At 65.9% G+C, this 13027-nt stretch carries 9 protein-coding genes; 3 read left to right on the top strand and 6 right to left on the bottom strand.

Features of this window, described 5'->3' with window-relative positions; all coding sequences use genetic code 11:
• Window positions 1–219: 219 nt before the first annotated feature.
• The 4 genes from BRSPCE3_RS10680 to BRSPCE3_RS10665 form a co-directional block, all read right to left on the bottom strand.
• The gene (locus BRSPCE3_RS10680; RefSeq protein WP_244065736.1) at window positions 220–4077 is read right to left on the bottom strand and encodes an autotransporter domain-containing protein; all 3858 of its coding nucleotides are present in this window, start codon (window positions 4075–4077) and stop codon (window positions 220–222) included.
• 176 nt (window positions 4078–4253) lie between these two features.
• Window positions 4254–5090, bottom strand: coding sequence for a helix-turn-helix transcriptional regulator (locus tag BRSPCE3_RS10675; RefSeq protein WP_244065735.1), 837 nt, complete (start codon window positions 5088–5090; stop codon window positions 4254–4256).
• A 183-nt stretch (window positions 5091–5273) separates the two neighbouring features.
• Window positions 5274–5888, bottom strand: coding sequence for a TetR/AcrR family transcriptional regulator (locus BRSPCE3_RS10670; protein WP_244065734.1), 615 nt, complete (start codon window positions 5886–5888; stop codon window positions 5274–5276).
• Between the two features lie 116 nt (window positions 5889–6004).
• The gene (locus tag BRSPCE3_RS10665; RefSeq protein WP_244065733.1) at window positions 6005–6961 is read right to left on the bottom strand and encodes a helix-turn-helix transcriptional regulator; all 957 of its coding nucleotides are present in this window, start codon (window positions 6959–6961) and stop codon (window positions 6005–6007) included.
• A 251-nt stretch (window positions 6962–7212) separates the two neighbouring features.
• On the opposite strand from BRSPCE3_RS10665, the gene BRSPCE3_RS10660 reads away from it, so the two are divergent.
• From BRSPCE3_RS10660 to BRSPCE3_RS10650, 3 genes are all read left to right on the top strand, one after another.
• The gene (locus BRSPCE3_RS10660) at window positions 7213–8709 is read left to right on the top strand and encodes a caspase family protein (protein WP_244065732.1); all 1497 of its coding nucleotides are present in this window, start codon (window positions 7213–7215) and stop codon (window positions 8707–8709) included.
• Between the two features lie 71 nt (window positions 8710–8780).
• Complete coding sequence (locus BRSPCE3_RS10655) at window positions 8781–10025, top strand: FAD-dependent oxidoreductase (RefSeq protein ID WP_244065731.1); 1245 nt, start codon at window positions 8781–8783, stop codon at window positions 10023–10025.
• A gap of 199 nt (window positions 10026–10224) precedes the next feature.
• Window positions 10225–11001, top strand: a complete 777-nt coding sequence (locus tag BRSPCE3_RS10650; RefSeq protein WP_244065730.1) for an outer membrane protein — start codon at window positions 10225–10227, stop codon at window positions 10999–11001.
• A gap of 70 nt (window positions 11002–11071) precedes the next feature.
• Here the strand turns inward: BRSPCE3_RS10650 and BRSPCE3_RS10645 are convergent, their stop codons facing one another.
• Together BRSPCE3_RS10645 and BRSPCE3_RS10640 are read right to left on the bottom strand one after the other, a co-directional pair.
• Complete coding sequence (locus BRSPCE3_RS10645; protein ID WP_244065729.1) at window positions 11072–11842, bottom strand: SDR family NAD(P)-dependent oxidoreductase; 771 nt, start codon at window positions 11840–11842, stop codon at window positions 11072–11074.
• A gap of 175 nt (window positions 11843–12017) precedes the next feature.
• The gene (locus BRSPCE3_RS10640; RefSeq protein ID WP_244065728.1) at window positions 12018–12809 is read right to left on the bottom strand and encodes an outer membrane protein; all 792 of its coding nucleotides are present in this window, start codon (window positions 12807–12809) and stop codon (window positions 12018–12020) included.
• Window positions 12810–13027 lie beyond the last annotated feature (218 nt).

Raw genomic sequence — 13027 nt, 5'->3', positions numbered from 1 at the left:
GCGTTGCCCGCAACATAGGGGCGAACCCGGTAAAGTCAATCTTGGAACCGGCTGAATGGCCGAAAAAGCTTAATGTTTTCGCCAAAATAACCGTCATTTCCGTCATTTGGCGGTCAAATGAAGCGCTGTCCCGGCATCTGACGGCGAGGCCTGGGCAAGGGGGCGTTCGAGCCGCTCTTCGCTCAGATTCTGAGCGCCGCCCCCGCCGCGGGACGGACCCTACCAGGCATGACGGACCACGCCCTTGCCGGCGTAGGAGCGGGTCACGCTCGAGAATTCGCCCTCGAAGCTTGCGAGCATCGACCAGCCGGCGGTCCATTTCAGTTCGGCCGAGGCGGTGGTGAGGGCGGAGTCGGAGGCCTGCGCCGCGCCGCTGACAACGAAGCTCGCGCCGGGCAGGGTCTGGAACGTCGCGGCGATGCTGCGGTCCGGATTGAAATCATGGGCCCAGGCGGCGCGGCCGCGCAGCGTCAGCACCGCATCTGACAGCGCAAAGGATTTGTCGGCGCGCAGGCCGAGCTCGCCGCGGCTGTCGGTGACGCTCCTGGCGTTGTAGGCCAGCGCAAAGGTGTTGGCGCCGACGATGGCCTGTTCGGCGTAACCCGGCAGCTGGAATGTCGTGAACTGGGCGGCGGCATAGGGTGTCAGGCCGACGCCGCCGATCCACGGCGCAATGAGGCGATAGCCGCCTTCAGCGCGGCCCGACCAGGCGTTGGCGTTGAACTCGGCGCGCAGGCGGTCGAGGCCACCGACCGTCACGGTGCGGTCCGTCGTGACATCCTGCCAGCCATAGGCCAGCGCGCCGGCGAGATACGCCGCGCCGATCTTGTGCCTGATGAAGGCGCCGGCCTGGAACAGGTCGGAGCGGCCGCCGCCGCTGTTGGCGACGCCGAAATTGGTGCCGCCGCCGGCGAGCGCGAAGCCGGCAATCGTGTTCGGCGAGAAGCGATAGTCGGCCCCAATGGCGGTGCCGAACACCTGGCTGGTGGTGTTGTTCGAGCCGAGCGCAGCGTTGCCGTCTGTGGTCTGCGACCCACCATAGGCTGCTGCCCACACGCTCCAGCGTGGATCATAGCTTTCGGCGACCGGCGCCTTGCGATAGATCGCGGCATAGGCATCGCTGGTCGATTGCCGGGCGGCATAGGCCAGCGAATTGTCGTCGGCGTAGGCCGTGGTGCCGGCCGGCAGCGCCATCGCGCCGCGGCCGTCGACGAACGGATCGAGCATCGTGCCCATGAACTGGTTCATGGCATTGAACGTGGTCTGCTGCGATCCGGCGGCGGTCTCGCCGGAAAGCTGGGTCAGGCCGTTGAGGAGATTGTCGCTCGACTGCTTGAAGATCGCGCTGAACGCGTTGGAAAGGTTGGCGCCGCCGAGCAGGCTGTTGTCGATCGCGCCCGCGACGTTCCTGTGATTGACGCTGGAATTGGCCGGCAGGATCGGCGAGAGCAGGCCGGGATCGAGCGACAGCAGCACATCGTTGCCGACATAGCTCAGCACCGGATTGCGGGCCAGGTTGTTGGCGAGCAGCAGGCTCGCCGAGCCGAAGGTGCCGCTCAGCGTTCCCGCATTGACGATGGTGTAGGTGGTCTTCTTCGTGATCCGTTCGAGCGGATCGACGACGACGCTGCCGGCGACGTTGGCGGCACCGGTCACGTTCACCTTGTCGCCGATCGTGTTGGTGACCTGCACCAGATAGGTCGCGGCCGCCGTCATCGTCAAGCTCGCCATCGTGATCGTCCCCGGCGAATTGCCGGGCGACAGCGTGCCGCTGATCACCGTGTTGCCGATGGTGCCGTTGCCGCCGAGCGTGCCGTTCGGGCCGACGGTGACGCTGGCGTTCGGCATCGCGCCGTTGAGGATGAACGTGCTGTCGACGTTCACCGTCCCGGCAAAGCTCGAATTGTTGCCGGTGAAGCTCCAGTTCGAGCCGGCAAGAACTCCAAAATTGGCGAAGCCGGTGCCGAGTTTCGACAGGTCGAAGCTCCCCGCGGTCGTGCCGCCGAACTGCACGATACTGGTCCCGCTGCCGACGATGTTGCCGTTGAACACGGCGCCGGACTGCACTTGCAGCAAATCGTTGGTGCCGCCGAACTGCACGGCGGTGCCGCCGGTGCCGGTGATGGTGCCGTTGGCGACGAGCGTGGTGGTGCCGCCCGACGTCACGATGCCGGTGGTGCCGGTGACGAAGGTGCCTGTCGTGATGAAGATGTTGCCGGGGGTCGAACGCGAGGCCGAGATGCCGATGCCGGTGCTCTGCACGCCGGCCAGCGCATCGATCCTGATGTCGCCGAGACCGTCGCGTTGGGCGAGGATGCCGTAGCTGCCGGCGGCCTTGCCGTTCGCAATCACGTCGCCTTCGGCGCGCAGCGCCAGCGTCGCGGAATTGTCGGCCCCATTGACCATAACGCCGCTGATGCCGATCGCCGCCGCGCTCGCCGAGGTGGCGCTCACGGTCCCCTTGGTGATGAGGTCGATGCCGCCGAGCCCGGCGATGTCGGCAGCGCGTCTGGTGTCGCCGCGGGTCAGCATGACGCCGGTCGCGGCGCCGTCGGAGGTGGCGGTGACGTCGCCATTGGCGCGAACGGTCATGGTGCCAGTATTGACGTTGGTCGGAGCGAAGCTGGTGCTCGAGGCGCTGATTCCGGTGGCCGTGCTGCCGGCGCCGATCGCGGTGGCCGTCACGGCACCGTCGACGGTCAGCCGCGCCGCGGCCAGATTGTATTGTCCGACGCTGATGCCGACGACGTTCGACGCGGTGTCGCTGATCGACGTTGCCGTCACTGCGCCGTGCAGATTGAAGTCGACCGGGACCACGCCGGAGGCTCCCAGGGACGCTCCGGTCACATTTGCGACTTTGCCGGACGGCGTCATGCCGGTGACCGTGATCGATCCGTTGACGTTCAGCGCCGCCGAGCCGTTGCTGGAAGTGCTTCCCAATCCGGCGGAAAGGCCGGCGACGCTGCCACCGGCCGAAGGGGAGGTGAAGGTCCTGGTGTCGAAGGTTCCGGAAATATTGCCATTGAAGGTCGCGGTGTTGGTGCCGGCGCCGGAAAAGCCGACGGACGCCAGGGCGCCGTAATAGACGAAGTCGGGGCCATTTCCCTTGGCAATATTGCCGTCCACGACGAGGCTGTTGTTGGTACCGCCGGCGCCGGTGGACACGGAAAGCGTCCCGCCCGTGATGCCGTGCGTCCGCACGGTGGTGGTGCCGGTACCGTAGTTCTGCAGACTGACGGAGCCGCTGACATCCTGATTGAGCTTCACCGTGAACGCGTTGGTGTTGGCGGAATTGTTGGCCTGGAGGACGATGCCGCCCGTGACGCTCGCATTGGTGGTGAGGTCGACGGTCCCGATGCCGCCGGTCTGGAGATACATTCCGCCGACAACCGCGCCGTTGGTCGTGACGGAAAGATTGCGCGCATTTTGGATGTTCTGTCCCATGCGGACGTAAATCCCGCCGCCTGTTTGGGTTGTGTCGCCGCTCACTGCGCCTGTCGCGATCGTGACGTCGGATTGGCTGCCGCCGGTCAGGACGTAGATGCCGATGCCGCCTCGAGCCGTGATTTGGCTGCCAACTGTGTTGATGTTGACGCTCCCCCCTGGTCCGGCGCTCACGACATCGATTCCGGTGCCGGCCGTGATTGTGCCGGCGGTCTGCGTGATCGAGACCGGACCGCTGGCCGAGACGTGGATCCCATACCAATTGGCGGTGACGTCGGCCGATCCGGTGTAGGTGATCGGGGCTTGGCCGCCGAGGAGCTGGATGCCATCGTACAGGGAAGATGTGATACCGCCGGGATCGTTGTGATTGAACGTGATGCTGCCGCCGGCGCTTACGACCGCGCCGCGGGAGTTGATCCCGGCGCCGGCGTTGACGTTCACGGTGAGATCGCCGCTGAAACTGGTGTTGAGCCCGCCGTCCGACGGATGGGCGGCGTCACAGACCACGTTGGCGGTGCCGACGCCCGTGCAGTAGACCGCGGCCTCGGCCGTGGAGCTCAGCGCGATCAACGACGCCGATCCCAGCAGCGCGCCGCGCCATATCCCCGGCCTGCCGCCGTCCGTCATGACCATGCCCCCACATGCCTTTGTAACTGGTTGTTTCTGGCGCAACGGTCGTGCGGTGTCTTCTCAGTCCGCGCATACCGTCGATCCAAAACGCGGCTGCTGAAAAAATGCGTTTCAGGTGTGGCCGCCCGGCACCATGCTGCGCGGACCGCTTCGGGCCGCGGCGAGGCCGCGGCCAGGCGCTAGTGCCCCGCGGCCCGGTACTCGCCGGGCGTCAGGCCCTCGGATGCGCTGAAGATCCGGTAGAAGGTCGCCAGGCTGCCGAACCCGCAGGACAGGGCAACATCGGCGATCGGCCGCGGCGGCTTCTCGCAGAGCAGCCTGCGGCTCTCGCTCAGGCGCTCGGCGGTGACGGTCTGCGAAAAGCTCGCCCCGGTCGCTTCGAACAGAACGTGCAGGTAGCGGACCGAGACGCCGAGCATCTCGGCGACCATGCCGGGCGACAACGCCGGCTTCGCGAGATGGCGCGTGATCAGACGGCGCGCGAGGCTGAGCCGGCCGACGCGCAGCGCCTGCTGGGCACGGCGGCTGCCGGGCCGGATCGCGCCGCGCTCGATCAGCGCAAGGTCGGCCACGATCTTAACCAGCGCAGGAATGCACGCGGTATCACCGGCTTCGGTCGCCTCCTTGAAGTCGGCAAGGCAGGCTTCGAGCAACGGTGCCCAGCCGCGATTGCTTGGCGCCGCGGAGCTCGCACGCACGAGCTCCAGGGCGTGTGCCTGATCGACGTGCAGGTCCATGGCAGCAGCGGCAGGAGCGCGCGCCGGGCCTGTGGATGGCGTCTCCGGGCTGTGATCCTCCTGCTTACCGCGCATCGTGCATGACCCTTCGCTCCGCATCAGAGCGCGCCTCGCCAGTAAGGAAATTGGCTGTGCCGAGCCGGGGCGAAGCGCCAGCGCGGTTCTGGCGAAATCGCCGGAAATTATCTTCTCAATGCGCGCAGGCTGATCACTTCGGTTCAGAGAACGCGCAATCGCGCCACGATCGGCCGGGTCGTCCGTTTGTCCCATGTCAGCCATTCGAGACCTCTCCAAAGGGCTTTGCGATGCGATATCGTATATTTCACATAGTCATGTAAAATATGAAATAGGTTACATGCGCCAGAACTTGTCCACGGCCGGCGAAATGGTCCGGCCGGTCGGTGATGGTCGACAGTCAGGGGAGTTTTGCCGATCGGCGGCGGCCGCGCGCCGCCCCGCGGATTACTTCCGCTTCGGCATCACGGCACAGCCGTACAGCACCATCGCGCACATCTGGCGGTAGCGGGCCGCGAAGTCGTCGCGGGCGATCGGCGGCAGCGCCTGGTTGACGGCACGTGCGCCGTCGGCGAGCGCCTGCGCGATCTGCGCCGGCGTGAACGCGCCAGTGAGCTTCAGGAGCCGCGCGCTCTGCAAATCGATCACCAGTGTCTCCAGGTCAGCCTGGAATGAGATGGCGGATTTGATCATCAGGTCGCGGCAGCGCTTGAAGGCCTCGGCATTGAGTTCGACGGTGTGCGGCGAGCGCGTCAGGCGCCGCCGCGTCTCGCCGTAGCGGACGTCGAGGATGGTCGCGAAGATATCCAGCGCGCCGCCACCCTTGGCCCGCACGGACCGGCCGGCCTCCAGCGCAAGTGCGACGTCCTCGACGTGGCGCCAGCCGATGACCGCGCGAAACGCCTCTTCCTTGTTGCTGAAATAGTAATACAGCGCGCGCTGCGTGAAGCCGCAGGCCTTGGCCAGCCCGACCATCGACAGACCGCCATAGCCGTAGTCGAGAAAGGCCTGGTTGACCTGCGTCAGCAGGTCAGGTCCGGGCTTGATCATCTTCTTCGACATCCGGATTCCGAGGACGACAAGGGAGCGGCGGGCGACGCCGGGAATCCCGATTACGGGTATCAAGGCGGTTTAGCAACCCGCAACAGCCCGGTGTGCCGGCCGGTCCGGATCGGCGCTCAGGCCACGCGCGCCCGGTAATCGCCCGGTGTCATCGATTCGGACGCATTGAACAGGCGGTAGAACGTCGCGAGGCTCTCGAAGCCGCAGGCAAAGGCGACCTCGGCGATGGTCTGCCCGGGCCGCTCGCGGAGCAGGCGGCGGCTTTGCGCGAGCCGGAGCGCGGTGACGGTCTCCGAGAAGCTGTTCTCGGTTTCCTCGAACAGGATGTGCAGGTGACGGACCGAGATGCCGAGCAGGCCGGCAATCAGGGCCGGCGTCAGCGCCGCGTTCGAGAGGTGGCGCCGGATCAGGCGGCGGGCCAGCGACAAATGGGCGGTGCGCAGCGCCTGCTGCGCGAGCCGGCTCTTTGGCCGCATGATACCGCGCTCGATCAGCGCGATATGGGCAAGCGCCTGCACCATCGGAGCCGTATCGGCGGCCGCGGTTGCATCCTTGTCTTCGACGAGGTCGCGGAAGCAGGACTCCAGCAAGGGTCGCAGCGCGGCCTCATCCTGCACGGGCCTTGCGACGAGTTCGCCGAGCTCGGCGCCCGGCGGCACCAGGTTCCCCACCGGGATCTTGATGATGCGCAGATGAAAGCCGTCATCGTGCAGCGGGACGGTGCGATAGGGCAGGTCGGAATAGCTGGTCGCGAACATCCCGTCGCGCACCGCGAACTCATCGAGCCGTGCGCCGCCGAACCAGCCGCCGCCGCCGAGCTGCTGGTAGACGCAGATGCTGTCGCTGGCCGCATCGGCGATGTCGCCGGCGCGCCGCTCGACGCGGTAGGGCGAGGCGCGCAGCTCGACCAGTCCGGCATCGCCGAGCTGGCGCAGCGAAAACTCGCCGAAGAAGTCACGGCGATGCTCGGGATCGAGTTCCGCGGTTACGCCGAACAGGCCCTTGGCGCGCACCTCGCGCCAATAGTCGAAGCGATCCCGGGGATCGACCTGCTCAGTGGACCATGTGTACACGGGAAAGCCCCTGGAAAGCCCTTGCGACGTGCGGAGAGCTCGCGCCGGATGGAAGCCGGAATCTATCACGCGGGCCGTAAAAAGAAACTTGACCTAAGGCGGATGGGACGCCCCATGGTGGCCCGGAGGGCGCCAGAGGCGGCCGGTCGCGACGCCCGCCCGGCGTCGGCCTTGAACCGGCCCAATGGCTGATCCGACTATTAGGCGGCGGTCGCACGAGCGGCGCACGTATCGTGCAGGCGGGAATTGGGATGAAGAGCTGGCTTTCGAGACTTTCCGCGACCCTGTTGGCGGTTGCATTCGTCGCATCGGCGGCCCCCGCCCAGGCCGAAAAGCGCGTCGCGCTGGTGATCGGCAACAATGATTACAGGAACGTCCCCAAGCTGCAGAAGGCGGTCAACGATGCCCGCACCATGGGCGACACGCTGAAGCAGCTCGGCTTCAACGTCATGGTGGCCGAGAATCTGAACCGGCAGGCGTTCTCCGAGACGCTGCTCGCGTTCGATCGCGCCGTGGAACCCGGCGATACCGCGTTCTTCTTCTATGCCGGTCACGGCTTCGAGATCGCAGGCCAGAACTTCCTGCTGCCGACCGACGTGCCGGCAGCGACCGAAGGGCAGGAGGAGCTGGTGCGCGACGCCTCGGTTCTCGCCGACCGCATCATCGAGCGGCTGCAGAACAAGAAGGCGCGTACCTCGATCCTGGTGTTCGACGCCTGCCGCAACAATCCGTTCGAACGCGCCGGCACGCGCGCGGTTGCCGGCGGCGGCGGCCTGGCACCGATGACGCAGCTGCCCGAGGGCGTGTTCTCGGTGTTTTCGGCGGGGCCGCGCCAGACCGCACTCGACCGGCTCTCGAACGACGATGCCAATCCCAATTCGGTGTTCACGCGGACCTTTGCCAAGGAGCTGCTGCAGCCCGGCGAAAACCTTGTGCAGGTCGCGCAGCGCACGCGGCGCCTGGTCAGCGAGATGGCGGACACCGTGAAGCACAAGCAGATCCCGGTTTATTTCGACCAGATGGTCGACGACGTCTTCCTGAACGGGATCGCCAAAGGGCAGGCCGAGGCGGCCAGGCCATCCGCGCCGGCGCAGCAGGTTGCGGCGCTGCCGCCGGTCTCGGTGCCGAAGCTGCCGAAGGAGGATTCGATCAACGCGCCGATCGCGAGCTTCTCGCGGCACAATGGCGGCTGGACCGTCGTGTTCTCGATCGCCGATCCGACGCTCGGCATATCCTGGCGGATCGGCGACAGCGGCGATTTCCGCGAGACCGGATTCATGGACACGCTCGATCCGCGCACGCGCAAGCGGATGCCCAATCCGTCGATCGAACTGCCGGCCGACGCGCCGGCGGCCACCATCCAGCTGCGCTATGTCGATAGCCAGGGCGAGATGCAGGGGCCGTTCCCGATCAAGTTCGATCCGGACGCTGCGCTGATCCGCGACCAGCGCAAGATCCTCGACATGACCGCGACGAGCTGGCTGTCGTTCCGCGAGTTCAACGGGCTGCTGGTCTACTATACGCATCTGATGTCGTATCGCTGCGCGATCCGCGAGGTGCGGATCGGCATCGACACCGCTGTGCCCGACAAGGTGTTGAAGATGCCGCCCTGCAATCAGCGCGATCCGAGTGCGATCCCGTCCGACGCGCAGCCATATCTGAAGCTCGCGCCGCAGACCAAATCGGTCTCGGTCGAGCTGACCTATCGCGACGGCAGCGTGTCGGAAATCAAGACGTTCAGGCGATAGTTTGCATCCTTGTCGTCCGGTCTGCGTTACAGTCGGAGCCTGAGGGGCGAAGCAGCGGCGAGGGCGGCATCATGGATGCAGGCAATCCGGCAGGACCGACGACGCGTCAGATGAAGGTGCGCTGCTGCGTGGTCGGTGGCGGGCCGGCCGGCATGATGCTCGGCTATCTGCTCGGGCGCGCGGGCGTCGATGTCGTGGTGCTGGAGAAGCACGCCGACTTCTTCCGCGACTTCCGCGGCGACACCGTGCATCCCTCGACCTTGCAGGTGATGGACGAGCTCGGTCTGATCGACGGCTTCCTGAAGCTGCCGCACCAGGACATCCAGAAGCTCGACGGCATGTTCGGCGGCACCTCGGTGCGGATCGCGGACCTCAGCCGCCTCAGCGTCAAATATCCCTTCATCGCGATGATGCCGCAGTGGGACTTCCTCAATTTCCTGCGCCAGAGCGGTACGCGTTTTCCCGCGCTGAAGGTGCTGATGAACGCGGAGGCGACCGACCTGATCCGACGCGGCGACGCCGTCGCGGGCGTCCGCGCGACGACGCCCGACGGCCCGATCGATATCGAGGCGGATCTCACCATCGGCTGCGACGGCCGCCACTCGATCGTGCGCGAGCGCGCCGGCCTCGAGGTCGAGGAAATCGGCGCGCCGATGGACGTGCTGTGGTTTCGCGTCGGGCGGCGTCCGGACGAGACCGAGAACCTGTTTGCCCGCATCGAGCACGGCAAGATGATGGTGACATTCGACCGCGGCGACTACTGGCAATGCGCCTATGTGATCGCCAAGGGACAATACGAGGCCCTGAAGGCGAGGGGACTGCCGGCGCTGCTCGACGATGTGCTGCGGCTGGCGCCGATCCTCAAAGCCGGCATTGCCGACGTGAAAAGCTTTGACGACGTCAAGCTGCTCACGGTCGCGATCAACCGCCTGAAGCGCTGGACCCGTCCCGGCCTGCTCTGCATCGGCGACGCCGCGCATGCGATGTCGCCGATCGGCGGCGTCGGCGTCAACCTCGCGGTGCAGGACGCGGTCGCCACCGCCAACATCCTGGCGGCGAAGCTCGTCAAAGGCTGTCCGTCGGAAGACGAACTCGATGCTGTCAGGCGCCGCCGCGAATTTCCGGTGCGGGTGACCCAGCGCATGCAAGTGATCGCACAGAACAACATCATCAGCGCGGCGCTGCAGGCGGGCGATCAGCCGGCGCCGTTCGCGCTGCGGCTGATCACGGCGATGCCCTGGCTGCAGGGTCTGACCGCGCGCCTTGTCGCGGTCGGGGTCAGGCCTGAACACGTGCATTCGCCCGCAGCGAGCTGATGCGCATCGCAGGCTGGCGCGGAATTGATTAGGGATAACGGCTTCTTAAAGCGATCGTTAGAAGTTGCGTGGTTGCAACAGCAGGACATGATTCGAAATCGCCGGACATGGATTCTGCGCCGCGGGTTCCCGCGGTTTTCTTTTGGTAAGGGTCTCTCTGGGAATCCTCGTCCCCATCAGACAATTTGGGGGTGCGACCATGTTTCATACCAAATTCATCGCCGCGTTGACCGTGACCACCGCGCTCGGCATCGGCGCCGCATCGGCCGCCGACCTTGCCGCCCGTCCGTACACCAAGGCGCCGGTCTACGTGGAAACGATCTACAACTGGTCCGGCTTCTACATCGGTGGCCATCTCGGCGGCGCCTGGACCAACGAGCAATGGGTCAACAGCGCGAACACGACACCGTTCGGCGACCTCGCACCCGGCCAGGGCTTTCGTCAGCGCGGATCGGGTTTCATGGGCGGCGGCCAGATCGGCTACAACTGGCAGGCCAACAATTTCGTGTTCGGCGTCGAGGGCACGATCTCCGGGCTCGACAATTCCGGCCGCGTCACCAACACGGTGTTCGGCCTCGGCCGCGATGATCAGTTCAGCTGGCGCTCGAATGCGATGGCGACGATCGTCGGCCGCGCCGGCTACGCGATCCAGAACAACCTGCTTTACTTCAAGGGCGGCTATGCCGGCGTGAACAACCGCCTGTCGGTCGTCGACAACCTGCCGCCGGCAACCGGCTCGGGCAGCCAGACCCACTGGGCCAGCGGCTGGACGGTCGGTGCCGGCTGGGAATACGGCATCACGCGCAACTGGACCATCGGCGTCGAGTACAATTACGCGGCGTTCGAGCGTCAGACCTATCAGCTCGCCGGCACCGCGGCGGGGACCTATACGTTCGACGCCAGGCCGCGCGACATCCAGTGGGCGGTGGTGCGCATGAACTACAAGTTCGACGCGCCGGTGATCGCGCGCTACTGAGTTTAGACTGAGGCGAACAGGATGCAGGAGCCCCGGTTAGCCGGGGCTCCTGTGTTTTGCGGCTGAGCTATCAGACCATCACCGAATAGCCGCCGTCGACCGGGATCGCGGTGCCGGTGACGAAGTCCGACGCCGGCGACGCCAGGAACACGGTAATCCCCGCGAAGTCGTCGATGACACCCCAGCGCCCCGCCGGTGTACGTGCCAGCACGCGATCGTGCAGCCCGGCAACCTGCTGGCGCGCGCCCTTGGTCAGGTCGGTGTCGATCCAGCCGGGCAGGATGGCGTTGACCTGAATGTTGTCGGGCGCCCAGGCGTTGGCGCAGGCACGGGTGTACTGCACGATGCCGCCCTTGCTCGCGGCATAGGCCGCAGCGAAGCTCGCGCCGAAGATCGACATCATCGAGCCGATGTTGATGATCTTGCCGTGGCCCGACGCCTTGAGCGCCGGATACGCCGCCTTCGAGCACAGGAAGGCGCTGGTGAGGTTGGTGTCGATCACCTTGCTCCACTCGTCGAGCTCGAGCTCGTGCGGGGGCTTGCGGATGCTCATGCCGGCATTGTTGACCAGGATGTCGATCCGGCCGAGCTCACCGATGACGCGCTCGACCATGGCCGAGACCGCAGCCTGGTCGGTCACGTCGGTTGCCACCGCGATCGCCTTGACGCCGCGCTTGCCGAGATCCTCGACCGCGGCCTTCGATTTCGCCTCGTTGCGGCCGACCACGGCCACCGCCGCGCCGGCATCGGCCAGGCCGCGCACCATGCCGAGCCCGATGCCGCCATTGCCGCCGGTGACGATCGCGACCCGGCCCGAGAGATCAAACTGTCCGTTTTTCATTGTTGTTGTCCGCTGTGGTTTGAATCCGGTCGCGAGAGTGCCCGATCGCCACAGCGCTGACCAGATCAGGCGTGGCCGGTCGGCTCTGCGGTGGGTGGGCAGTTCCGAAGCCATCAGCGCAACAAAAAAGCCCCGGACGATGCCGGGGCTTTTGTTCTGCTATGTCAGCAGAAGATCAGTACTTGGCAACAACCGGGCCGGTCCAGTTGAAGCGATAGACCAGCGAGGTGCTGATGGTCTGGACGAACGGCTTGAAGGTGATGTCGGTGCCGGTGTTGACGTTGGTGCCGTCGACCAACTCGGTGATGTTCCTGCTGTCGTAGTAGGCGGCACGATACTCGGTCTTCATGAACCAGCCCGGCGCGGTGATGCCGAAGATGTTCAGGTTGTTCTCGACGCCGCCGCCGACGAACCAGCCGCTGCGGTCGAAACCGTTGGTGTGCAGGCCGGACGGCAGAGCCGACGCGGTGTTGAACAGGGTGGTGCCCTTCCAGTGCGAGCTGGAATAACCGGCGTTGACGTAGGACAGCACGTTCGGAGCGACCAGATAGCCCAAGCGCGCACCAGCGGCCCAGCTGTAGTCGTTCTTGATGTTGCCGGCGACCAGGGCGGTCTGATCCTGGATGGTGCCCTTCAGGCTGCCGAACTGACCGTCGGCGAACACGCCGATGACCCAGCTGTTGGCGGTCTGCCAGTCGTAGCCGGCGCCGACGGTGCCGTACCAGCCATCGCCGCCCTGGCGCTGGTTGAAGCCAAGGATCTGCGCGCCGGTGACGTTGTTGCGGACGCCGGTGTCAGCATCCCAGATGCCGCCGCCGCCGCCGCCGAAGATGTAGAAGCCGGTCCAGCTCGGCGCCACCGCCATCGGGACGGGAGCCTTGGTGTAGGGGCGGGCGGCCAGGTCGGCAGCCGACGCGGAACCCGTCATCGCAGCAACCGCGGTCAGAGCGAGCAAAATCTTCTTCATATCCAAATCCTCGACTAGCGTTCGATCGGGTCGCTGACGGGAGTGCGTTGGCACCGATTCCCGAAACTCATGCTCGGACTATACGTGGTTCCGCCGGAAATGCTGTTGCGGGTGAGACACAACCGCCCGAAAACGAAGCCCTTGGGGCTCGCCGAAAACGCGAATGAAAACGGCCGCCCCGATCAGGAGGCGGCCGGAAAAGCGTTCCAGATCAGTCG

The organism is Bradyrhizobium sp. Ce-3 (assembly GCF_022835695.1).
Taxonomy (GTDB): domain Bacteria; phylum Pseudomonadota; class Alphaproteobacteria; order Rhizobiales; family Xanthobacteraceae; genus Bradyrhizobium.
The sequence above is the reverse complement of the archived record's forward strand: the minus strand, read 5'-3'. Positions and strand labels throughout refer to the sequence as shown.

Bases quoted from the DNA above. Each gene is read 5' to 3' on its own strand.
- BRSPCE3_RS10680 (WP_244065736.1), bottom strand. From the start codon at position 4,077: ATGGTCATGACGGACGGCGGCAGGCCGGGGATATGGCGCGGCGCGCTG.
- BRSPCE3_RS10675 (WP_244065735.1), bottom strand. From the start codon at position 5,090: ATGGCTGACATGGGACAAACGGACGACCCGGCCGATCGTGGCGCGATT.
- BRSPCE3_RS10670 (WP_244065734.1), bottom strand. From the start codon at position 5,888: ATGTCGAAGAAGATGATCAAGCCCGGACCTGACCTGCTGACGCAGGTC.
- BRSPCE3_RS10660 (WP_244065732.1), top strand. From the start codon at position 7,213: ATGAAGAGCTGGCTTTCGAGACTTTCCGCGACCCTGTTGGCGGTTGCA.
- BRSPCE3_RS10655 (WP_244065731.1), top strand. From the start codon at position 8,781: ATGGATGCAGGCAATCCGGCAGGACCGACGACGCGTCAGATGAAGGTG.
- BRSPCE3_RS10650 (WP_244065730.1), top strand. From the start codon at position 10,225: ATGTTTCATACCAAATTCATCGCCGCGTTGACCGTGACCACCGCGCTC.
- BRSPCE3_RS10645 (WP_244065729.1), bottom strand. From the start codon at position 11,842: ATGAAAAACGGACAGTTTGATCTCTCGGGCCGGGTCGCGATCGTCACC.
- BRSPCE3_RS10640 (WP_244065728.1), bottom strand. From the start codon at position 12,809: ATGAAGAAGATTTTGCTCGCTCTGACCGCGGTTGCTGCGATGACGGGT.